The 22,314-nt window shown below is 59.5% G+C and carries 18 protein-coding genes; 12 read left to right on the top strand and 6 right to left on the bottom strand.

The features are described 5' to 3' along the window. The first annotated feature begins 103 nt into the window (after positions 1-103). Together K9B37_RS01030 and K9B37_RS01025 are read left to right on the top strand one after the other, a co-directional pair. Positions 104-1,471, top strand: a complete 1,368-nt coding sequence (locus K9B37_RS01030; protein ID WP_224310937.1) for an aspartate aminotransferase family protein — start codon at positions 104-106, stop codon at positions 1,469-1,471. A 28-nt stretch (positions 1,472-1,499) separates the two neighbouring features. After that, a complete protein-coding gene (locus K9B37_RS01025) occupies positions 1,500-2,969 on the top strand; it encodes a M81 family metallopeptidase (protein WP_224310936.1) in 1,470 nt (489 codons plus the stop codon). Between the two features lie 114 nt (positions 2,970-3,083). On the opposite strand, the gene K9B37_RS01020 is transcribed toward K9B37_RS01025, so the two are convergent. The 5 genes from K9B37_RS01020 to K9B37_RS01000 all read right to left on the bottom strand — a co-directional run bounded on the left by K9B37_RS01020 (position 3,084) and on the right by K9B37_RS01000 (position 6,956). After that, positions 3,084-3,848, bottom strand: a complete 765-nt coding sequence (locus K9B37_RS01020) for an amino acid ABC transporter ATP-binding protein (RefSeq protein WP_369414198.1) — start codon at positions 3,846-3,848, stop codon at positions 3,084-3,086. Positions 3,849-3,859: 11 nt separating this feature from the next. Continuing rightward, positions 3,860-4,513: an amino acid ABC transporter permease gene (locus K9B37_RS01015; protein ID WP_224310934.1), complete on the bottom strand. Its 654-nt coding sequence runs from the start codon at positions 4,511-4,513 to the stop codon at positions 3,860-3,862. A gap of 18 nt (positions 4,514-4,531) precedes the next feature. Then, complete coding sequence (locus tag K9B37_RS01010; RefSeq protein ID WP_224310933.1) at positions 4,532-5,191, bottom strand: amino acid ABC transporter permease; 660 nt, start codon at positions 5,189-5,191, stop codon at positions 4,532-4,534. A 17-nt stretch (positions 5,192-5,208) separates the two neighbouring features. Next, complete coding sequence (locus K9B37_RS01005) at positions 5,209-6,051, bottom strand: transporter substrate-binding protein (protein WP_255616340.1); 843 nt, start codon at positions 6,049-6,051, stop codon at positions 5,209-5,211. 437 nt (positions 6,052-6,488) lie between these two features. After that, the gene (locus K9B37_RS01000) at positions 6,489-6,956 is read right to left on the bottom strand and encodes a hypothetical protein (protein WP_224310931.1); all 468 of its coding nucleotides are present in this window, start codon (positions 6,954-6,956) and stop codon (positions 6,489-6,491) included. Positions 6,957-7,411: 455 nt separating this feature from the next. Here K9B37_RS01000 and K9B37_RS00995 point away from each other — a divergent pair, with 455 nt between their 5' ends. The 5 genes from K9B37_RS00995 to K9B37_RS00970 all read left to right on the top strand — a co-directional run bounded on the left by K9B37_RS00995 (position 7,412) and on the right by K9B37_RS00970 (position 14,659). Continuing rightward, a complete protein-coding gene (locus K9B37_RS00995) occupies positions 7,412-8,431 on the top strand; it encodes a sensor histidine kinase (protein WP_224310930.1) in 1,020 nt (339 codons plus the stop codon). Positions 8,432-8,515: 84 nt separating this feature from the next. Further along, positions 8,516-9,058: an FAD binding domain-containing protein gene (locus tag K9B37_RS00990; protein WP_224310929.1), complete on the top strand. Its 543-nt coding sequence runs from the start codon at positions 8,516-8,518 to the stop codon at positions 9,056-9,058. Between the two features lies 1 nt (position 9,059). Next, positions 9,060-11,336 carry a xanthine dehydrogenase family protein molybdopterin-binding subunit gene (locus K9B37_RS00985; RefSeq protein WP_224310928.1) on the top strand — a complete coding sequence of 759 codons (2,277 nt, stop codon included), beginning with the start codon at positions 9,060-9,062 and terminating at the stop codon, positions 11,334-11,336. A 1,098-nt stretch (positions 11,337-12,434) separates the two neighbouring features. Further along, positions 12,435-14,312, top strand: coding sequence for a DUF1254 domain-containing protein (locus K9B37_RS00980; RefSeq protein WP_369414196.1), 1,878 nt, complete (start codon positions 12,435-12,437; stop codon positions 14,310-14,312). 62 nt (positions 14,313-14,374) lie between these two features. After that, entirely contained in the window at positions 14,375-14,659 is a 285-nt protein-coding gene (locus K9B37_RS00970) for a hypothetical protein (RefSeq protein ID WP_224310927.1), read from the top strand. 102 nt (positions 14,660-14,761) lie between these two features. Here the strand turns inward: K9B37_RS00970 and K9B37_RS00965 are convergent, their stop codons facing one another. Next, complete coding sequence (locus K9B37_RS00965) at positions 14,762-15,955, bottom strand: amidohydrolase family protein (protein WP_224310926.1); 1,194 nt, start codon at positions 15,953-15,955, stop codon at positions 14,762-14,764. A gap of 198 nt (positions 15,956-16,153) precedes the next feature. On the opposite strand from K9B37_RS00965, the gene K9B37_RS00960 reads away from it, so the two are divergent. From K9B37_RS00960 to K9B37_RS00940, 5 genes are all read left to right on the top strand, one after another. Continuing rightward, complete coding sequence (locus K9B37_RS00960; protein WP_439651665.1) at positions 16,154-16,852, top strand: GntR family transcriptional regulator; 699 nt, start codon at positions 16,154-16,156, stop codon at positions 16,850-16,852. Between the two features lie 203 nt (positions 16,853-17,055). Continuing rightward, a complete protein-coding gene (locus K9B37_RS00955; RefSeq protein ID WP_224310924.1) occupies positions 17,056-18,624 on the top strand; it encodes an ABC transporter substrate-binding protein in 1,569 nt (522 codons plus the stop codon). A 52-nt stretch (positions 18,625-18,676) separates the two neighbouring features. Next, positions 18,677-19,648, top strand: a complete 972-nt coding sequence (locus tag K9B37_RS00950) for an ABC transporter permease (RefSeq protein WP_224310923.1) — start codon at positions 18,677-18,679, stop codon at positions 19,646-19,648. Further along, positions 19,645-20,574: an ABC transporter permease gene (locus K9B37_RS00945; RefSeq protein WP_224310922.1), complete on the top strand. Its 930-nt coding sequence runs from the start codon at positions 19,645-19,647 to the stop codon at positions 20,572-20,574. Before K9B37_RS00950 ends, K9B37_RS00945 begins: the two co-directional genes overlap by 4 nt. Then, positions 20,571-22,301, top strand: coding sequence for a dipeptide ABC transporter ATP-binding protein (locus K9B37_RS00940; protein WP_224310921.1), 1,731 nt, complete (start codon positions 20,571-20,573; stop codon positions 22,299-22,301). Before K9B37_RS00945 ends, K9B37_RS00940 begins: the two co-directional genes overlap by 4 nt. Positions 22,302-22,314: the final 13 nt, after the last annotated feature.

The raw sequence follows: 22,314 nt of genomic DNA, 5'->3' as shown, positions 1-22,314 counted from the left end.
CCGTTCTGCGACGGGTTTCCGTCTCATGGAACGGGCAGGCATTTACTTTGCGGGCCGCCTCGGGCCTGTTGCTGCAGAAGCCCATGAGGAGCCCTCAAGACCCATGTCCTCCCTCGCCGAAACGACGCACACCCGACGTGACAATCTTCTGTCCTTCGACAAGTCTGCAGAGCTGATCGAGCGTAATGCTCAATGGATGGCAGGCGGCGTCAATAGCAACTTCCGCCTCAACATTTCTCCAACACCGCTCGTCTTCGAGCGTGGCGAAGGACCTTGGCTCTACGATGCCGATGGCAATCGACTGATCGATTACTATCTCGGCATGGGCCCGATGATACTCGGGCATAAGCCCCAAGCGTTGGTCGACGCGGTGAAGCAGGAGATCGAAAAGGGCTTTCTCTTTGCCGGTCAAACTGCTGTCGAGGCAGAGGCCGCCCGTCTGGTATGTGAGCTGGTGCCGTCTGCTGAACGCATGCGGTTCGGTTGTTCAGGCTCGGAAGTGGATCAAGCGGCGATCCGTCTCGCTCGCGCAGCCACAGGTCGCAAGAAGATCATCAAGTTCGAGGGCCATTACCACGGCTGGTTCGACAACGTGCTATGGTCGACCGCACCTGCGCTCAATGCAGCTGGCCCGGAGGATGCTCCTGTCCCCGTGGCGGGCAGCAAAGGTCAGCTGGAGGAAACCGCGGAAACACTCGTCGTCCTGCCGTGGAATAACCTCGAGCTCCTCACCACGCGGCTTGCACAGGGAGATATCGCCGGTGTCATCATGGAAGCCGCGATGTGCAACGCAGGAGCGGTACACCCTGCACCGGGTTATCTGGAAGGCGTGCGCAAGGCCTGCACACAGTATGGCTCCATTCTCATCTTCGATGAGGTGATCACCGGCTTTCGTCTGGCCGCTGGCGGTGCGCAGGAGCGTTTCGGTGTCACACCAGACCTTTCTACCTTCGGAAAGGCCATTGCCAATGGTTTCCCCGTCGCCGCCATCGCCGGACGGGCGGACCTCATGGACATGTTCGCCACCGGCGGCGTCGTGCATGGTGGTACGTACAATGCTCAGCCGATTGCCATGGCTGCGACCGCAGCGACATTGAAGTCGCTCAAGCCGTCGCTCTATGCAACGCTTGAGGAGCGCGGCGGTCGGCTCATGGCTGGGTTCCGAGAGATTTTTGCCCATGCTGGCGTGACAGCGCAGGTTGCCGGCTTCCCGCAAATCTTCCATGTCGCCTTCGGACTGGAGAATCCAGCCCGCGACTACCGTGATCTTGCTCGCATGGACCGGGCAGCTTACATCGCGTTCACGACGGCCCTGTTGCGCCGCGGCGTGCGTGCTTTGGAGCGCGGCGCATGGTTCCTCTCCATCGATCATACGGACTCAGTCATCGACGAGACCCTGCTAGCCGTAGAGGATGCTGTGCGCGAGCTGACAGCTAGCGGGACGCTTCCGACGGCCGGAAAACGTTCATGACGGATTGTTGAACGGCAGAGTGAACACCATGCGCCTCTTCGTAGCCACGCTCGGTACCGAGACGAACACCTTTTCGCACTTTCCTACAGGCATCGAGGATTTCAAAGATACGCTCTGGTGCGAGGGCAATATCGAGTCGGTGCCGCCATCACCGTGGTCTGCCCCGGGGCAAATTTGGGTCGGGCACGCACGTAAAGAGGGCTGGGAGGTCATTCAGAGCCTCTTCGCCTTCGCCTCCCCCGCGGGCATCACGACTCGTGCCGCCTATGAGTCAATGCGCGACCGCATTCTAGATGATCTGCGTGCAGCCGGCCCCGTCGATGCCATTCTGCTCTTTCTGCATGGGGCAATGGTTGCGGATGGCTACGACGATTGCGAAGGAGACCTCGTGTCTCGTATGCGTGCCATTGTCGGCAAAGGAACGAAAATCGGAGTCGAGCTCGACCTCCATGCTCACATCGATCATCGTCTCGTCGATGCGGCAGATCTCATCACAATCTATAAGACATATCCGCATATCGACCATTCCGAGCGAGCCGAAGACCTATTCAATCTTATGAAGCGCACACTGGCCGGCGAAATTGCTCCGAAGATGGCCTTGTTCGACTGTCGAGCCATGGGGTTATTCCCAACCACCATGGAAGGTCCGATGATCGCCTTCACCCAAGCAATGTTTGATGCAGAGGGCAAGGATGGTGTCCTCTCGCTCTCGCTCAACCACGGCTTCCCATGGGCCGATGTGCCGCTGGCTGGTGCGAAGATGCTCGCTATCGCTGACGGAGACAAGGTTCTCGCGGAACGTGCCGCACAGAACTTCGGTGAGCGCTTCTATCGCATTCGCGCCGGCGCGATGCTACCATTCACCCCCTTCGAGGAGGCAATCGAGGAAGCCAAGATCAAGGGGGACAAGCCACTTCTGATCGCCGACACAGCGGACCAGATCGGCAGCGGGGCGCCGGGCGATACCACTCATGTGCTACGTGCTTTCGTCGAGTCTGGTATCCGCAACGCAGCCATCGCGCCGTTCTGGGATCCATCGGCGGTCCGCATCTGCTTTCAGGTCGGCGTCGGCGCACGAATTAAAATGCGCATCGGTGGCAAGTTCGATCCGAATTCGGGCCCGCCCTTTGATGCCGATGCCGAGGTCCGGCTTCTGAAGCGGGATGCCTATCAGGAACATATCAATGACGAACGCATCGCGATCGGCGACGCTGCTGTCATACGCGTAGAAGGCATTGATATCCTACTGACCACTCAGCGCACAAACCTCTATTCCCTCAGCCTGCTGACACTCCATGGCATTACGTTCGACGACAAGCAGGTCGTGGCTATCAAGAACCTCTATAAGCATAAAGACCTGTTCCTGGAGAATACGCGCAAGCAACTCTTCGTCGCGACACCTGGCACCAGTGATCCAAATTGGAAGGCCCTGCCCTTCAAACGTCTCCAGCGGCCGATCTGGCCACTGGATCCGGACCCTCTCGGCCTCGACGGCTGATGAAAGATATCTGGCGTAGCCCCGGAAACGGATCGGCAGAGGGCTAGTGGGACCCCTTGTATCGATCGGGGCCGACCTATCGAGAACCGACCCACCGCTCTCGAAAGATCTTTATTAAGTACGAGTGTTTCGCAAAAATTCTGCAAGGCGTTGGCTACGTGAGTTCCCGAATATTTCGGCTGGTGGCGCATCTTCCACGACCTGGCCTTGGTCCATGAATACTACTCGGTGAGATACGTCCCGTGCGAACCGCATCTCATGTGTCACGATGAGAAGTGTGGCTCCGTCGTCCGCAATACCTTTGACCGTATTCAACACTTCTTGAACAAGCTCCGGGTCGAGCGCTGATGTGACCTCGTCAAGCAATACGAGCTTCGGATCCATGGCGAGTGCGCGGGCGATAGCGACTCGCTGCTGCTGTCCCCCCGAGAGCTGGCTCGGATAATGGTCCGAGCGAGAGGCCAATCCGACCCTGGAAAGCCAACGCTCCGCAATGGACCGTGCTTCCTCTTTGCCAAAGCGACGGACTTTACGCAAACCCAACATTACGTTGCCGGCGGCCGTGAGATGGGGAAACAGATTGAAACTTTGAAAAACCATTCCGGTCATGGATCTCTGGCGTGACAACTCCCGGTCGCGAAGTCTATGCCGGCGTCCGTTCACGATGCTGTAACCGATCGTCTCGCCATCGAGCACGATATCACCGTCCTGAAACTCCTCGAGCAGGTTGACACATCGCAGCAGCGTCGTTTTGCCGGAGCCGCTCGATCCGATGATCGAGACGACCTCGCCCCTCCGGAGAGTGAGATCGACGCCCTTCAGCACTTCCACTGAACCGAAGTGTTTGTGAAGTCCCCGAATCTCAAGCAAAGGCTGCACGTTTTCCATATTCAACGTCCCTGCACGCGACGTTCGATCATCTTGCCTAGTTGATCGAGAGAAATATTGGCAGCAAGGTACAGAAGACCTGCGAAGATATAGAACTCTATCGTCATGAAGGTGCGCCCGATCACTTCCTGCGTCTTCAACAGCAGTTCTCCGACGCCGATGATCGACAATAGGCTGGAGCCTTTGATAAGTTCAACGCCCGTATTGATCCAAGGCGGCAAGGCGCTCCGCAAGGCCTGCGGCAGGAGCACGTAGGTGAGCGTTTGCGGAAATGTAAGCCCGATGCTGCGCGCGGCTTCGGCCTGACCAGGCGGTATGGCCTGCAAGGCACCCCGCAGCAGCTCGCCGATATGCGCCCCCGCGAAGAGAGAGAGGGCCAAGATTCCGGCCTGCGTGGCATTCAAGCTGATGCCGACAACGGACGGTATATAGAAGGCAGCGAGGATAAGAACGAGTACTGGCGTGCCTCTCATCACGTCGACATAGAGACGGAACAACAGCCGAGAGATTGCTGGCCCGAAGAGCAGTTGAATGCCACAAATGCAGCCGACAACCGTACCCAAAACTATCGCGGAAATCGCGATTTCGATCGTGAGGAGGAAGCCATCCCATAGCGGCCATCGCGCGATCCAGACTTGATCTAGAAACGTTTGCATGAACCGCCGTAACCTCTCTTAGAATTTCGGGAAGCGCCGTTCGAGGCGCCTCAGAAGGGAGGCGATAGCGAAGCATGCGGCGATATAGAGCCCGCTCGCCACGATCCATGTTTCGACGACTCGGAAGGTGTCCACGTTGATCTTGCGGGCCTGGAACGTTAATTCAGGGATAGCGATCGCTGCCGCGATAGAGCTGTCCTTGAACATGCCGATGAAGGTATTTCCGAGGGATGGCAATGCGTTGCGCAACATGATGGGCGCTGTCACGAAGACGTTGGTTTGAATTCGTGTGAGGCCGATAGCGCGTGCAGCTTCAACCACACCTTTCGGCACCGCCGTCAGGCCAGCTCTGAACACCTCCGTCAAATAGGCCCCTGAATAGAGTGCAAGAGCTCCGATGAAGCTCTCGTACTTGTCCAGGCGAATGCCAGCCTGGGGAAGCGCGAAGTAAACGAGCAGTACCAGGACGAGAAGCGGCAGGTTTCGGATGACCATGACATAGCAGGTCACAATCATCCGTCCGATACGGGAGAGGCCGACACTGGCGAATGCGGCCAAGAGACCGAAACAAGTACCGATGGCCACTGCCGCGATCGCCAAACCAAGCCCAATGGCAAGCCCCGACATAAGCTTGTCGAAGCTTGCCCAAATCGCGCCGAACTGAAGCGTGTAACCCATGAACGTAGGCGACGATCTTAACGGAACTCCGACGGGAAGCCGATCTTTGGCTCCGGAGGTGTCTCGCCAAACCAGCGCTCGTACGCCGCCTTATAAAGGGGGAATGTCGTGCCGGTCATCGCCTCACGCATCGCGACATTGACGAAATTGAGCCAGTCCGAGTCGCCCTGCTTAACGATGCAGGAATAGGTCTGCGGATTCCAACTGAAACCGGAATCCACATATCGGCCGGGGTTCTGCTTCATATAATAGCGCAGGGACGACGAGTCGGTGGCCGCGGCGTCGGCACGGCCCGAGTTCAGAGCCTGGTACATGAGGTCTACACTCTCGAATTGATCGACTTTCGCATCGGGAAGCGCATCATGCACCATCTTCTCCGCAAAGACATTCTGTAGGACCGAGACTGTTACTTTGCTTCCCGCGGCTTTGAGAGCAGCATAATCGGCGTAACGACCGCCTGACACCAGCATCAGGCTGACGCCCTCGCGGTAGTACGGGACCGTGAATGCTACCTGCTGAGCCCGCGCCGCGGTGACCGTCACAAACTGGCACGCGATATCCACTTTTCCCGTGACGATATTTGGAATCCGGGCATCGGATGCCTGGTTAACGAATTCGATTTTGGTCGGATCGTCGAACAAGCCCTGTGCGATGATCTTTGCAATCTCAATATCGAACCCTACAAGGTTTCCTTTCTCGTCACGAAAATGCCATGGCGGATTGGTGCTTCCCGTGCCTACAATAAGTTTTCCACGGCTGAGAACTTCTTGCAGCTTACTCTGAGCGGAGGCGGCCTGTGCCGAGAGTAATCCCAGCGCACATAGGCCAATCCCAGCAACAAACTTGATTGTTTTGTTCAACACGCAATTCCCCTCTTTTCGACTTATTGGATTCCGCGATGTCTCATACCGTCTGTTATGCGGGTATTGTCGAAAGGACATATCATCCCGCGCTTGCCGCACCTCCGTCCTCCCGGGCACTGACTTGTTAGCGTCGTCGGTGGCGTCGTCCATCACATAGAAAAGCGCAGCATTTTGCAGTTTTCACCTCACGACAAGCGCTCCGCGTTTCGTGAGGCGAAACCATTTAGAGGTGCACCGGAAGGAATCTCTTCTAAAGCGTCTGTCCCCGGGATCATAAGGGGCCCGAACAGCCGAACTGAATGGCTAAGGCGTAGAGCGTTCACCCAGTTGACGATCATCGGCGCCGCTATCCGTGAGATAGCCGAAGCGCCGCCCCCGGAGACGAAGGGACCTGCCTGCCACCCCTCGTTCGATGGGGCGGTAAATGTGGTCAATCACTCACCGATGGGCCTGCAGCCGATCTTGACTGGAGTTTGGGCAGCCACTGAAATCTCGCCCTCGAAAATATCGCAATCGAGAATGTTGTCCGGTCCCTTGCGGCATGCCGAGTAGACATTGGTGGGAACCTGGACCTTACGGCCCTGAACCCATTCGAGGCGGTTCCGAGGGACCACCTTGCCTGTTATCGGCACGGACCGGACGGAGCTGTCGACTGTGATCCGCTCGCTGCCTAGGAAGATCTGGCCGAACTCGTCCGCGTGCGTTCGAGCCGTAGGCGCCGGAGCGCCGGAAAAGAAGGCCGCGATGACGATGCCTTCCGAATGTGCCGCGAGCCCAGAGGCTGCCTTTGGCGATAGTGACAGGTCAACCACGAAGCCGAACGTTTCGGCGGCCCCCAGGCGTGGTACGGCCAACGTGGTCGCTAGCCCCGTTGCAGCGCAAAGGCGCAAGATCTTACCCATAGCCCTATCCGGTCACGCATAAGCCCTGTGCTCCAGTAGCGATGTGCTCCCAACCGTCAAGATGCGTCATTGTGCCGAAGGCTACCGCCCCGGCATTATTGCTCGATACTCGCCATGGATCGTCCCGTCCTATCGGTTGCCAGGTCGCGGCCCGATACCTGAGAATGAGTCTCTTGGGTTTTGGACCGATCGTCGCGTAGGGCAACTCTAAGATTCTGGGATATAAGATCTCCAATGGATTATCGGAATCGACAATAAAGCTCGATTCCGAGTACGGTCTACCTCTTCCGGCCCTGGCAATGTCCTTCGGGCTGGCGCCAAAGGCACTGCTTATGGTCCTAATATCTGCCAAGTTTCATCAACGGCGGATGTACATCCCCTCACCACCCGGGCGCAGCGAACACTTATCCGCACATTTGAGGGAACCGGTACTCTCCAAAAGGTTTGCGTGATCGATGCAGCAGGCATTCTTCTATGGCTTCTGGACGCGAAACTGGCCGGTTTGGGCCCGCTACCTCGGCGCCACGCTCGTTATCGTTCTGACGGTGGTCCTACACCTCAGCCTGACTAATTATCTGCCCCCCTTTCCCTACTTGCTTTTCTTTCCGGCGATTGTCATCAACGCCGTGCTCTTCAACCGGGGGACTGGCATCTATTCGGTATTCTTGAGTGCAGCCCTGGCGCGCTTCTTTTTTATCGAGCCGGTCGGTAGCTTTGCTGTCGCGGATGAGCGCACCAATCTCGGCCTACTGTTTTTCCTAATGATCGGCCTTGTCTCAAGCGCCATTATCGAGGCCCTTCACGGTACGGCGCGCCACCTGATGGACGCAAACGAGCGCCTCGCTGCAGCGGAGCGAGAAAAGGCCCTTCTTCTCGAGGAGGCTGCACATCGTATGAAGAACGACCTTGCAACCTTGGCGGCGTCAGTCCGACTTCAAGGACATACCGTGACCGATCCGGCGATCCAGGACATGTTCACAACGACCGCGAACCGGATCCAGGTTCTGAGCCATGTTCAAGATCGCCTCCGGCCGGGACAAGGGGCAAGCTCAATCGTCGACATCGCGGACTTCATCAACGATCTGTGTGACGACTTGAAGGTCTCCCTGATCGGCATCCGTCCGATCGCAATTCGCGTGAAAGTCGAGCACCACTGGCTTCCCCAAGAGCGCAGTGTTCCTGTAGGAATCATTATCAATGAGCTGGTAACGAATTGTGTAAAATACGCATTTCCTAGCGATCGCAGCGGGACCATCGCCATTGTTTTCCTGCGCCAGCAAGACTTTTATGAGCTTAAGGTAAGCGACGATGGCGTCGGCATAGCTTCGACAGCACGCCCCAACGCCGCGCCCGGCCTTGGGCAGCGTCTTGTTCGATCAATGGCTACGCAATTGGGTGGTGAAGTTACCGTCACCCCAACTCACGATCTTGCAGGAACCTGCGCTATGGTCCGCTTTCCAGCCGCCATCGGTTGAACCGCGGACCGCTGGAGGCACCTTAATCTCGTCTATTGGCGGTGATCCGACTGCGTGGGAACCACCGGCAGTTAGAGCCGCGCGGTGCTCGGTACGAGCGAACACTGCATTGCAGCCTATCCTGGCGACTTCGCACAGGCTTTAATCGCCCTCGACGCGTCCATTGAGACCCTGGGGTCGAACGGCATCCGTACCATCGCATTTGCCGACTTCCATCAGCTCCCCGCCGATACGCCTCATGTTGAAACGGTACTTGAACCTAGTGAACTGATCACCGTCATCCACATTCCAGCAGGTCCATGGACACGCCGCTCCTGCTACATCAAGGTCCGCGACCGCCAATCCTATCAGTTCGCATTGACATCGGCGGCTGTAGCTCTCGATCTCGACGGCGACACTGTGAAGGAGATTCGAATTGCCCTTGGAGGGGTAGCGACGATCCCATGGCGAGCGCATGAAGCCGAGATGTTCCTTGCCGGGAAGAAGCTCGACGAAAGCACGGCAACGGCATCAGCCGACGCCGCCTTTGCTGAAGCCAAGGCTCGCCAACACAATGCTTTCAAAATTCCGATTGGCAAAGCGACTCTCATCCGGGCGTTGCTCGAAGCCAAGACGATGGAGATCTGAGATGAGCGTCGCAGCGCCTAATCCAAGGGAGAACCAGGGCGCTCCTGTTCCCCGGATCGATGCTCGGCTCAAAGTCACCGGTGAGGCTCGTTATGCCGCCGATGTGCCGCTCAACAATTTGGCCTATGGCGTGCTGGTGACAAGCGACATAGCACGTCGCCAAGTGCGCGAAATCCATCTAGAGGATGCCGGGGCCGTGCCGGGCGTGCTCGACATCATCAGTTACGGCGAGATTGATGGCATTCAGAAGCCGCGCTTTGGCAACGCGAGTGCAACTTCGCTCGGGCCGTTGCACGAAAAAGCTATCCGACACGATGGCCAGATCATGGCTCTCGTGGTCGCCGAAACCTTCGAGGCGGCACAGGAGGCTGCGGCGAAAGTCACAGCTGATTATCAAGTCGATCAAGCGAGCGCCTCCTTCGTCTCCCCCGGCACGGAGACTATCCCAGCCAAGGGCAACACAGAAAGGGTCCGGGATGATCCGGCGGTCGGAAACTTCGAAACCGCATTTGCGGCCGCCCCTGTGAAAATCGAAGCCGAGTACGCGACGCCCACCCAGCACCACAATCCGATCGAGCTTTTCTCGACAACAGCGATATGGGCGGGAGATCAGCTCACCGTTTATGAGCCGTCACAGAATGTCTACGGCTTCCGGGCAGAGATCGCACGGCAGCTTCAGATGCCTCCCGCGCAAGTACGTGTGATCAGTCTCTATACCGGAGGGGGCTTTGGCTCGAAGGGTCCGATGTCGCCAAGAACGGCTATCGTGGCACTCGCCGCACGCCGACTGAACAGACCTGTACGCTGCGTCGTCTCTCGTATGCAGGGCTTCACGATAGCGACTTACCGTGCTCCGACTCGGCACCGGATCCGTTTCGGCGCGACGACGGACGGCCGGATCACCGCTTTCAGCCACGAAGGCTGGGAGCTGACTTCGCGCGTCGATAACTACGTCGTGGGAGGCACATCAACAACAACACGCCTTTATGGCTACGGCGCAGTCCATAGCAAAGTGAATCTCGTCAAGGCCGACCGGCAGACACCCGGCTATATGCGCTCTCCGCCGGAGGTGCCCTATATATTCGCCCTGGAAATGGCCATGGACGAACTTGCCGAGAAACTCGGCATGGATCCGGTGGAGCTTCGCCGTATAAACGATACCTCAACGGAGCCGATAGGCAGGAAGCCGTTTACTAGCCGCTCACTGATGCGGTGCTTCGATGAAGCGGCGAAGGCTTTCAACTGGTCGGCCCGGAATCCTAAACCGGGCTCGATGCGGGATGGGGATTGGTTGATCGGCTTTGGTTGCGCCACCGCCGTCTATCCCACTAACGTCGGCGCCGCGACTGCCCGCGTTCGCCTGAGTGCCAATGGTAGAGTGCTGGTGCAGAGCGCATCGCACGAGATCGGCACCGGCGTGCGGACGGTGGCAGCTCAAATGGCTGCTGAGCAGCTCGGTGTCCCCTTCGATGCTGTTGAGGTGATGATGGGCGACACCGATCTTCCACCCGCGCCCGTATCGGGCGGTTCGAACAGCACGGCGAGTGTCTGCTCTGCCGTCTTGAAGGCCTGTCAGCAGCTCCGCGCCCGGCTATTCGAGGCTATATCCAAGTCCGGCAGTGGCCCACTTGCCGGCAAGGCTCCTGCCGATCTCGACATCGCGAACGGCATGGTCGTTGGAGATCGCGGCTCGCTAGCGTTAGGGGACGTGTTCAAAGCGCTGGGTGCCGGCGTCATAGAGGAATATGCAGAGTTCATTCCCGAGGGCGCGCCGCCCGATGCCGCTCAGAAGCTCTATGACGGTACGAGCACCCTCGTGAACGGCTCGAAGCGCGGCAAGGTGCAATTCGCCTTCGGGGCGGAGTTCGTCGAAGTGCGCATTAATGTACGCACTCGCGAGATCCGTGTCCCCCGCCTTGTCGGAGCGTTTGCGGCCGGGCGTATCATGAATACGCGGACGGCTCGCAGCCAGCTTATGGGCGGCCTAATCTGGGGCATGAGCTCGGCACTCTTGGAAGAGACTGAGCTCGACGAACGCAATGCTCGCTACGTAAATCGCGACCTCGCGGAATATTACGTGCCCGTGAATGCTGATGTTCAGGATGTCGAAGTCATTCTCGTGCCGGAGGTGGATCACGACGTGAACCCGGCCGGTGTCAAGGGATTGGGGGAGCTTGGCAACGTTGGCACAGCGGCCGCGATCGTAAATGCCATCTACCATGCGACGGGAAAGCGTATTCGCAACCTTCCGGTCCGGCTGGAGGATCTGATTGCCTAGGCAGCTTGTGTGACGTCCTTCGAAACTGAAAGTGAAAGCCTCTGGATGTCCAGAGGCTTTCCATCAGGCCGGGCCGCATGTTTGCCGCCATTCGGGTTCACGTATCGATCACCGGGCGCATTCTATCGGAACCCTGGTATTCGTACCTTCGACAAGGACCGTTCGACAGGGCACCCCGTTGATAATCTGGATTTCATTGGGCGCTGCATAAGGAAAAATTGCATCTGGCGTACCTGAGATCGGCCTGCCCGAAATAGCACGGCCCATTCCCTCCTCGACGCGGATGCTTCCCGTGGAACCCGGCTCAAATGTACCACTCGCAACCGGACCGGCACATTCTACGGGAACCCGCATATTCGTGCCCTGGACGAGGACGGTCCTGCAAGGCACACCATTGATAATTTGAACCTCGTTGGGCGCTGCGTCCGGAAAAAGCGAACCAGGAGTACCCTGGATTGGATTGGGTTGTGCAGATGCGGCAGTCAGGCCCCCGACGGTCATAAATCCGGTACTGATGAGAATGGCTAGAACCCTCATAAATGCCTCCGCTCAATGGCTTGTACGGATCAAAGGCTTCCCTTCTGAAGCCGCGAGAGAGACAGCAGACGAGAGCCTGACGCAACGTGCCCAAGGCACTTGCGCAACCAAGGATTCTAGATGAACGGGAGGCTCATGCTTGATAGGAGAAGACAAACGTTAGACAGTTTCGGACATCACCATATGTCATCTTTTCCCGCAATGAACCCGTGTCGGAACACTTTTTGCCTATCCGGCATGCTCCAGCATGGCCCCATGTTTGGTATCATCGCGCGGCTCTGATTTGTCGTTGGGAGCAGGTGTTAAGGTACTATCAGAACCATACTAAGCGTGTGTGCTGCCCACGCCAATGCACAGCCAAGCTTCGGGGCTACGTAACCTCTGCAATTTTGCAGTGGCCGATCGAGCATTCTGCCACGAAGGATTATCCAAACGGAAATTCCTTCCACGTCAGATGTCTAAAGACGTCAAGCAAATGTCCGCATCAATCAAGCACGCAAGCTACGATGCTCCAGAATGGTCGGCAGTACTGCCATGGCTGGCAAGAGAGGAGCTTGTCTCATGTTTCGAACCCATCTGTTGCGAATCTCCACTGCTGGCCTGATAGCAATCGCCCTCATCGCTCTCAATAGAAGCGACGGCTGGGCGCAACCCACGGACGCTGGCCCCGGGCTGTCAGCGGCAAACCTCAAAGAGCAGGAAGCCTTTGCCATTGCCAGGGACGCCTATGTTTACGGCTACCCGCTAGTAACTATGGAAATGACCCGACGCGTCATCACCAACGTGGCGCAGCCCGGTGGAAGTCATGCGCCGATGGGCCAACTGGTGAGTCTACGTGAATACCCGACCGCAACATATCGGGATGTGACCGCCCCCAACGCCGACACTCTCTACACGTCTGGCTTCATGGATGTGGGCCAGGAACCCTATATGCTGTCCCTGCCGGAGATGAACGGACGTTACTTCCTTTTCCCAATGCTTTCCGCTTGGACAAACGTCATCGCCAGTCCGGGCAAGCGCACCACCGGCACAGGGCCTCAAATTTATGGGATCACCGGACCGAACTGGCACGGCACATTGCCGGACGGCGTCAAGGAAATTAGATCACCTACCGACATCGTCTGGATCATCGGTCGGATCTACTCCACCGGTACGCCGGAGGATTACAAGTTGGTCTGGGCACTCCAGGATCAGATCACGCTTACGCCGCTAAGTGCGTACGGTAAGCCTTACACGTCCCCGCCCGGAAAGGCGGATCCCGGCGTCGACATGAAGACGGCCGTACGGACACAGGTCAATCGCATGGAGCCCGGCAAGTTCTTCAATCTGCTTGCACAATTGATGAAGGACAACCCTCCTCCACCGGAGGACGCTCCGATGCTCGCCCGCCTAGCGAAGATTGGCATTGTGCCTGGTCATACCTTCGATACCAGTACGCTCGATCCGGAGATTGCCAAAGGAGTCGAACGTGCCCATCGGGCAGGTTGGGAGGAAATCGCGGGAGGTGTCCGCGCCATGGGCAGCTTGGAGAATGGCTGGATGGTTGCCACCACTCTCGGGCGCTACGGAACGGACTATCCCAAGCGCGCCACCGTCGCGGCCTTCGGGCTCGGTGCAAATCTGCCGCAGGATGCGGTCTATCCCACGACGAGCGTGGACTCGTCGGGTCAGAAACTCACCGGAAGTGAGAAGTACATCATCCATTTTGCCAAGGGACAATTGCCGCCCGTCGATGGCTTCTGGTCCCTCACGATGTATGACGCCAACTACTTTTTTGTCGCAAACCCGCTCAACCGCTACACGCTGAGTCAGCGCGACAAGCTCATGCCAAACCCGGACGGATCGGTAGACCTCTATATCCAGAACGAGTCGCCAGGAGCGGATAAGGAAGCGAACTGGCTGCCTGCTCCGAAGGACGACATGGTCCTTATGATGCGTCTCTACTGGCCTAAGCAAACAGATCCTACGATCCTGAACGGCACTTGGAAGCCGCCGCAGATCGAGCGTACTGGTGACCGCCAGGCCAACGCCGCCGTCGATCCGACTAGATCCGTATCTACATCGACGAGCGCGGGCATTCCAGCTGTTACGGGGAGTGCTGGAGTAGGTCCGGTTGCCGGCTCATCGATGGCAGCCGTCGCTGTTGTGGATATGCGGACGCTCTACACCGGCTACAGCGTAAAGGATCAGATCCTCGGTCGAGAGGTCTTCAATGACCAGGGGGCGCGGATCGGTCATGTCGAAGACTTGATCGTTGCGCCTGACAAGATGGCCACCTACGCCATCGTCGGCACGGGCGGCCTCCTCAACATCGGCGACCGTCTGACGGCGATACCCGTCGACCGATTCACCTTAAGAGATGGACAGATTGTACTGCCCAACGCAACGCGCCAGTCTCTGGAAGCCATGCCGCGCTTCGTGCGTGCAGGCAATGAGTAGTGGAGCGCAGAGCGATATCCCGGGCAATCCCGACCTCGAACGCCCGCAAAGGAGAGAGCATCATGATGCGTGTGACCGCTATTGTAGCATTCACCATCGCGACAACGGCAGCATTGGCGCAGGCTGGCCCGTCGACAGCGGAGCGTCCCTGCGCAGCGGATCGGGCGCTGGTGAATTCGCGCGGAGCCGTCGTTCTGAGCACAGGCCAGTACACCTATAATCGCTTCGTGCGAGATGGCCGCTACTGCCAAGTCGATCAGTATCCGGAGGTGGCATATGTGCCGAGCCTCGATACGGCCCAGTGTTTCGTCGGCTATCGCTGCCAGGATGGAACCGAGGACTTCTGACGGCGATATCGTCGATTGAGCTCTCGTAGCTCCAGGCTACCCAGCCGCAGGAACGCTTGCCTGTGAACCCACAGGGCGCTCAGCAGCAGCTTCTACCTACTCTTATGGAGCCTTCGAGCACGTATGCCCATCGCGGGCGACCACGTTTCCGCCTTTGACGACGAGTTGGCGTGGTGCTCGACTGACAATCGCCTCTGCAAGGGTCTCGCCATCGAGCAGAACAAAATCTGCCTTACAGCCGGGCGCAAGGCCGTAGTCCTTCAGGCCCATGAGTCGGGCGCCCCCAGTCGTGCACGTTTCGAGGGCCAGCGCCACCTCGTCATCTCGCCTAAAATTGTTGCGCAGGCCCACCAATACGGCGCGCTCGAGCATGTCCGCATTGCCATATGGGCCCCAGGTATCGCGCACACCGTCGGAGCCCGCTGCTATTACGACGCCAGCCTCCATGAGGCGCTTGACGGGCGGCGCCGGACGCCCGGCAGGTGCCGTGGTCAGAATGTGAACCTTTGCCTCGGCGAGAGCGTCGATGAGATTCGCGACATAGTCCTGATCGGCCATGCCAAGACAAAACGCATGACTGATGGTGACCTCCCCCTGCATACCAAGCGCGCGCGTGCGTTCGATGATCAATTCCATCGAGAACGCACCCAATTCCGCCGGCTCGTGGAGATGAATATCCACCGGCACGCCAAAGCGCTCGGCAAGGCCGAAGACCACGTCGAGATGTCCTTTGGGATCGCGATCGATGGCGGAAGGATCAAGGCCACCAACCACATGAGCGCCGAGCCTCAGGGCCTCCTCCATCAGTTCCACCGTGCCGGGTCGGATGAGCATGCCACTTTGCGGGAAGGCGACGATCTCGATGTCGACGATATCGCGATAGATCTCGCTCGTGCGTAGGACGCCCTCGACCCCGGCAACCCCAGCCTCCGTGTCCACGTCGACATGCGACCGGATGGCCGTGGTTCCCTTAGAGACCGACAGGATCGCTTGCCGGGCAGATTGCCGTGCAGGATCTATCCTAAGGCGCTTCTTCTCGGCACGCTCATTCTCAATCTTGTCAATGAGCCTTGGCCCTACCTCATTGCGATACCAGCCCATGCCAAGCAGAGTTTTGTCGAGGTGAGTATGAGCCTCAACGAGGCCAGGGATGAGAACCGCATTCCTCCCATCGATACTTTCAAATCCGGCTGGCGCAGGCTCCCCATAAGCGGTGATGCGACCGCCCGTCACGGTCAGGCTTGTGGCTGCCTTTCCCATGGGCCGAATCCGGGTGACATGCAAATTGCCATTCATATCTTGGTCCTCACGAACTCGGCAGAGGTGCCTTGCCGCCAAATATCCAGCCGCTGAGGGCGAAAGAATCGCTTCTCAAATCGAGCCTATTGTATACAATGATGGATGCAAATACTTTTTCAAATTGGCTCTTGGTGCGAGATCGAAATGGATACTAAATGGTGGCGAGCTCATCTTGCCCCCTCAGTCCCGTCGAGCATGCCCAACCATCCTTCGAAAACCTCCGGATCCAGGAGCGAATCCGTCTATTCCGGACTGCGTCGCGCCATCATCGAGCAGGCCCTGATGCCTGGAGACAAGCTGACGGAGGATGTGATCGGCGAGCGGTTCGGCGTCAGCCGGACTATCGTCCGCGCTGCCCTTGCCAAGCTGAATGCGGAAGGTCTTGTGGACCTCCAGCCCAACAAGGGGGCGACCATCGCCCAGCCAAGCCTGTCGGAGGCGCATGACGTCTTCGAGGCGCGGATGTGCCTTGAACGGCAGGTGCTCGCGCGTCTGGCTGAACGGATCACCGATCGGGACCTCGCCATGCTGGAACAGCATGTCGCCCTGGAGGCGAAGGCTGGCGCCCATGATGGCCCGGCTGCGATCCGTCTCGCAGGCGAATTTCACATTCTCCTGGCAGAGCTGTCGGGCAACGGAGTGCTTGCCCGCTATGTGGACGAGGTCGTCTCTCGCTGCTCCCTGATCCTGGCGCTCTATAGCCGCCCGCATTCATCGGATTGCTCGATCAACGAGCATCAACAGATCGTCGACGCTCTGCGCGCCCGTGACGCCGACCGCGCCACGAAGGCAATGGACCATCATCTCCAGGCCGTGACGGAGAGGGCCCTTCTCTCCTCCAACTCGGACAAGCACCGCGACATCCGTTCGATCCTCGACCGCTACGCGGGCTAAAACGCTCTCCAGCCAGCCATCTGAAATCCCCTTCGGACCTCCTGCGGCCTGTCCAGCCGCTCAGGAGAGCTGCGCCCTGCGCGCCCTTCGGACGCAGCCACTAGCATCCTAACGAAGCGGAATTGACGCCCCCACTATTGTATGCAAATTTTATTTTTATTGGATACAATAAATCCAAACAGAGGGTTCAACGGAGGCTTAGAATGAAACGAAGGCTCGCCTTTAGTCTGACCGTAGCCATGGGAGCATTGCTGGGCTTCGCGGCAGATGCGAAGACCCTGCGATGGTCCTCGCCGACCGACATTACGACGCTCGACCCGTATGCACACACAGAGAGCTTCACCACGAGCATGCTGCACCACGTGTTCGATCCGCTCGTACGCCGCGGCCGCAACCTGGAGATCGAGCCGGCGTTGGCGGTGAGCTGGAAAACGGTGAAGCCCGATACCTGGCGCTTCGAGTTGCGCCGAAATGTAAAGTTTCACAACGGCGATCCTTTCACCGCCGACGACGTAGTCGCCTCGATCAACCGGAATCTCGACCCTGGCGCGCGGGCGCGGAGTAACATCGCCACGGTGACCGGGGCACAGAAGGTCGACGATTACACGGTCGACATCACGACGAAGGGTCCCTACCCGCTCCTCCTCAACGACCTTGCGGGCGTCTACATCATGGACAAGAAGTGGATGGAGGCGAATGATTCCCTGAAGCCCGGCAATATCGCAACCGGCGTCACCACGGCCGCCTCGACGACCGCCATCGGCACCGGGCCGTTCAAGATAGAATCCTACAAGCCGGATGCGGGGACCGTCTTCGTGGTCAATCCCAATTGGTGGGATAAGCCCCAGCACAATCTCGACCGCATCGAATTCAAGCCGATCAAGTCGGACGCAACCCGGGTTGCTGCGCTGCTCTCCGGCGAGCTCGACCTGATCGCTCCCGCGCCCCTGCAGGATCTGCAACGGATCGGCAGCTCCTCCGGCTTCAAAGTGATCGAGGAGCCGTCGCTTCGCCTCATCATGCTATCCTTAAGCTTCCGGCCAGAGCTCAAGGCGATGCCGGGGCAGAAGAACCCGGCGCTCGACCTCAAGGTGCGCCAAGCCATGTGGCACGCCATCGACTTCGAGGCGATCAAGAAGCGCGTCATGCGAGACAAATCCCGTAACACAGGGACCCTCGTCGCACCGCCGGTACCCGGCTATTCCAAGGACAATGACCAGACCTTCGGCTACGACCCAGAGAAGGCTAAGAAGCTTCTCGCTGAAGCAGGCTATCCGAGCGGGTTCAAGACCAAGCTCAACTGCCCGAACGACCGCTACATCAACGACGAGCAGATCTGCGTCGCCATCGCGTCCATGTGGACGAAGGTCGGCATCCAGACCGAGCTGCAGACGGAATCCCGTGCCACCTACTTCCCTCGCCAGGACCGTGGCGAATTCGATGTCTCCATGGTGGGCTGGGCAACGCTGCCTCCCATGGATGGGTTCAGCGTCCTTGCATCGCTGCTGACCGAGCAGAAGGAGGGCTATGGCGGCTCGAATTCTGGCGCTTACAGCAATCCGAAGATCGAGGAACTGACCCGCAAGGCGGCAGTGGAACTCGATGAAGAAAAGCGCCGGGCCATGCTGGTCGAAGCCCTGAAGGTCGCGCGCGACACGGTGGCCTATATCCCGATTCACCAGCAGCCCGTGGCCTGGGCCGTTCGTGACGGCGTCGAAGTGCCCCAGTTCCCGGACGAATATGTCCGTCTCTGGTTCGCCAACGTGAAATAAGCCTTCTCCCGATACTTGTGCGGCCCGTCCCGGCGGGCCGCAGGAGGCACCCATGTTGAAAGTTCTTCTGTCCCGTCTCGGACAAGCGGCACTGGTGATGCTCGTCGTCTCGGCGTTGTCCTTCGTCATGTTCCGTTATGTAGGCGACCCGGTGGCTTCCATGTCGCGGGAAAATGCCAGCGCCGAGGAAAAGGCGGAGCTGCGCCGCTCGCTGGGCCTCGACCAGCCCGTCGTCGTGCAGTACGGCTGCTTCCTGGAGAACACCCTCTCCGGTAATCTCGGCATCAGCTACCGCAATCAGCGCCCCGTCACTCAGCTCATTGCCGAGCGACTACCTGCCACCCTTGAGCTCGTTTTCGTCGCTACGGTTCTATCGCTCGCATTAGGGATCCCGCTTGGAGTCTTATGTGCCTTGAAGCCGAACGGGGCAGCTGCGCGGCTCGTACAGGCGCTCTCTCTCATCGGCATTTCCACACCGACCTTTGTTACCGGTATCGTGCTGATCCTGGTCTTTGCCGTCAGTCTCGGTTGGCTGCCCTCCTTCGGTCGTGGCCAGGTGGTGGATCTCGGATGGTGGAGCACCGGCCTTCTCACCTTGAGCGGCCTCAAGGCGCTGATCCTGCCGGGCATCACGCTCGCGCTCTATCAGCTCACCCTGATCATGCGTCTCGTGCGCGCCGAGATGATCGACGTGCTCTCCAGCGACTATATCCGCTTCGCCAAGGCCCGCGGCCTGCCCAAGCGCTACATCCATTTTCATCTGGCGCTCCGCAATGCCCTGATGCCGGTGATCACGGTCACCGGCCTGCAGATCGGCTCGCTCATCGCCTTCGCCATCGTGACCGAGACGGTGTTCCAGTGGCCAGGCATGGGCCTGCTCTTCATCCAGGCCGTCAGCTTCGTCGATATCCCCGTCATGGCCGCCTATCTCCTGTTCGTCGGTCTGCTCTTCGTTCTCATCAACACCGTGGTCGACATCCTCTACGCGGTCGTCGATCCGCGCCTGCGTGCGAGGTCCGCATGAAAACGCTCGCTTCCTCCCCTCGTCACACATCGCCGAGCCTGATCACCCGGATCGGTGCTCCGATCTCCGTGATGATCGCCGCGCTCCTGGCGCTCGTCATCGTCGGCTGCGCCCTGATGGCCTCGTGGATCGCGCCCTATGATCCGACGGATCTCGCCAGCTTCGAGTTGATCAATGCGGAACTGCCGCCGGCCTTCACGGCCGAGGGCGATAGCCACTTCCTGCTCGGCACAGACAACCAGGGCCGCGATCTCCTCTCCGCCATGCTCTATGGCGCGCGCGTCTCCATCGCCATCGGCGGCGGCGCGGTGTTCGTGGCGGCGACGCTCGGCGTGATCCTGGGCCTGCTCGCCGGCTATTTCGGCGGCAAGGTCGATGCGGTCATCATGCGCGTCGCTGACGTGATCCTGAGCTTCCCCACCATCCTGCTCGCACTACTGGTGAGTGGCATTGCCCGCGCGCTCTTTCCCGGCGCGGCGACGGCCCAATGGGCGCCCGTCATCCTGATCTGCGCCATCGCCATTCACGAATGGGTGCAATATGCCCGCACGGTGCGCGCCGCGACCATGGTCGAAACCGCCAAGGACTACGTCCGCGCCGCGAAGGTGATCGGCCTTCCGCCGGGGCGGATCATGCTGCGCCACATCCTGCCGAATGTGATGAGTCCGGTCCTGGTGATCGCTACCATCAATCTCGCAGCGGCAGTGCTGACGGAAGCGACACTGTCCTTCCTCGGCGTCGGCATGCCGCCCACCTATCCGTCCCTCGGGACGCTAATCCGCATCGGCAACGAGTTCGTCTTCTCCGGGATCTGGTGGATCGCTCTCTTTCCGGCCCTGACCCTGGTGATCCTGGTCCTGGCGGTTAACATCGTGGGCGACTGGCTCCGCGACCGCTTCAATCCCAAGCTGCGGGTGAAACGATGAGCACCCTCCAACCTCCCGTTCTCGCCATCGACAATCTGCGCGTCGAATATCCGCTCGCCAACGGCAGCACCTTCACGGCGGTAGAGAACGCCTCGATCGTCATTGAACCTGGTGAGATCCACGCCCTCGTCGGCGAATCGGGCGCCGGCAAGACCACCATCGGCAATGCCGTGATGGGTCTCCTCGAAAAGCCCGGCCGCATCGCCGCTGGGACGATCCGTATCGGCGGCAAGCTGTTCGATCCCCTGACCGGCTCAGCGGAAGGCGTAGTGCTCGGCCGCGATATCGGCGCGGTGTTCCAGGACCCGATGACGAGCCTCAACCCGCTCTTCACCATCGAGAGCCAGCTCACCGAGACGATGCGGACGCATCTCAAGCTGGACAAGGCGGCGGCACGCGCCCGCGCGCTCCAGCTTTTGAAAGCGGTCGGTATTCCGGAGCCGGAGCGGCGCCTCAAGGCATATCCGCATCAGCTCTCGGGCGGTCAGCGCCAGCGCGTGGTGATCGCTGCAGCTCTGTCATGCGATCCGAAACTCGTTGTCGCCGACGAACCGACCACCGCCCTCGATGTCTCCGTGCAGGCGCAGATCCTCACGCTTTTGCGCGATCTCCCCGATCAGCGTGGCATTGGCATTCTTCTCGTGACGCACAACATGGGCGTCGTGGCGCAGATCGCCGACCGGGTGACAATCATGCACCGCGGCAAGGTGGTAGAGACCGGCCCGACCGCCGAAGTGCTGCGTCACCCGAAGGCGCCCTACGCAAAGGCCTTGATCGGGGCGGTGCCACGCATCGACGCGCGGCTCGACCGCTTCCCGGTCCTCGGCCAGGAAGGCAAGGGCCGCGCCGAGGATGCCCGCACTGCGCTGCGGGCGAAGGCGGAGCGAACCGACACGATCGCGGACGGAACTCCGATCCTCTCCGTCGAGAATCTCTGCGTCGACTACGTGACCGGCGGCTGGCTGCCTGGATCGACGGGACACCGCTTCCGCGCCGTAGACAAGGTCAGTTTCGCGGTGCGCAGCGGCGAGGTCTTCGGCCTCGTCGGCGAATCCGGGTGCGGCAAGACCACCATCGCCAATGTCGTCTCCGGCCTCGTTCGCCCGACATCCGGGCGCGTCGTCTATCGCGACGCGGTCGTCGCCGGAGAAGGTGGCGCCCGCCGCGCCGGACCGCTGCGGCAGGCGATCCAGATGATCTTCCAGGACCCCTATTCCTCCCTCAACAGCCGCCTGCGGATCGGCTCCATCCTCGCGGAACCTATCCTTTTCTATCGCCTCGCCGCAACGAAGGCGGAAGCTGCACGGGACGTGGATCAGCTCATCGAGGCCGTCGGCCTTGAGGCGGAAGCGGCGCAACGCTTCCCGCATGCCTTCTCCGGCGGCCAGCGGCAGCGCCTGTCCATTGCCCGCGCGCTCGGCGCACGGCCCAAGCTCATCGTCTGCGACGAACCGACTTCCTCCCTCGATGTCTCGGTGCAGGCCCAGATTCTCAATCTGCTCAAGGATCTGCGCGATGCCACAGGCCTGACGCTACTGCTCATCAGCCACGACCTCGCGGTGGTGCGCCAGATGTGTGACCGCGTCGCCGTCATGCAACGCGGAAGGCTATTGGAAGAGGCCGCATCCGAGACGTTGTTCGCGGCACCCCAGCATCCCTATACGAAGGAGCTCATCTCCCTCGTTCCGACCCTCGACCGCATTCGCGGCGAAATCCAAGCTGCTTGACGACCGGAGTTTT

Origin of the sequence: Microvirga puerhi, assembly GCF_020089865.1 — a bacterium.
Classification (GTDB): domain Bacteria; phylum Pseudomonadota; class Alphaproteobacteria; order Rhizobiales; family Beijerinckiaceae; genus Microvirga; species Microvirga puerhi.
This window is presented reverse-complemented; position numbering and strand designations above follow the sequence as displayed.

Excerpts from the sequence above, each read along its gene's own strand:
- K9B37_RS00950 (WP_224310923.1), top strand. The coding sequence starts at position 18,677 with ATGTTGAAAGTTCTTCTGTCCCGTCTCGGACAAGCGGCACTGGTGATG.
- K9B37_RS01015 (WP_224310934.1), bottom strand. The coding sequence starts at position 4,513 with ATGCAAACGTTTCTAGATCAAGTCTGGATCGCGCGATGGCCGCTATGG.
- K9B37_RS00985 (WP_224310928.1), top strand. The coding sequence starts at position 9,060 with ATGAGCGTCGCAGCGCCTAATCCAAGGGAGAACCAGGGCGCTCCTGTT.
- K9B37_RS00995 (WP_224310930.1), top strand. The coding sequence starts at position 7,412 with ATGCAGCAGGCATTCTTCTATGGCTTCTGGACGCGAAACTGGCCGGTT.
- K9B37_RS01025 (WP_224310936.1), top strand. The coding sequence starts at position 1,500 with ATGCGCCTCTTCGTAGCCACGCTCGGTACCGAGACGAACACCTTTTCG.
- K9B37_RS00965 (WP_224310926.1), bottom strand. The coding sequence starts at position 15,955 with ATGAATGGCAATTTGCATGTCACCCGGATTCGGCCCATGGGAAAGGCA.
- K9B37_RS00960 (WP_439651665.1), top strand. The coding sequence starts at position 16,154 with ATGCCCAACCATCCTTCGAAAACCTCCGGATCCAGGAGCGAATCCGTC.
- K9B37_RS00970 (WP_224310927.1), top strand. The coding sequence starts at position 14,375 with ATGATGCGTGTGACCGCTATTGTAGCATTCACCATCGCGACAACGGCA.
- K9B37_RS01030 (WP_224310937.1), top strand. The coding sequence starts at position 104 with ATGTCCTCCCTCGCCGAAACGACGCACACCCGACGTGACAATCTTCTG.
- K9B37_RS01000 (WP_224310931.1), bottom strand. The coding sequence starts at position 6,956 with ATGGGTAAGATCTTGCGCCTTTGCGCTGCAACGGGGCTAGCGACCACG.
- K9B37_RS01010 (WP_224310933.1), bottom strand. The coding sequence starts at position 5,191 with ATGGGTTACACGCTTCAGTTCGGCGCGATTTGGGCAAGCTTCGACAAG.
- K9B37_RS00940 (WP_224310921.1), top strand. The coding sequence starts at position 20,571 with ATGAGCACCCTCCAACCTCCCGTTCTCGCCATCGACAATCTGCGCGTC.
- K9B37_RS00955 (WP_224310924.1), top strand. The coding sequence starts at position 17,056 with ATGAAACGAAGGCTCGCCTTTAGTCTGACCGTAGCCATGGGAGCATTG.
- K9B37_RS00980 (WP_369414196.1), top strand. The coding sequence starts at position 12,435 with ATGTTTCGAACCCATCTGTTGCGAATCTCCACTGCTGGCCTGATAGCA.
- K9B37_RS00945 (WP_224310922.1), top strand. The coding sequence starts at position 19,645 with ATGAAAACGCTCGCTTCCTCCCCTCGTCACACATCGCCGAGCCTGATC.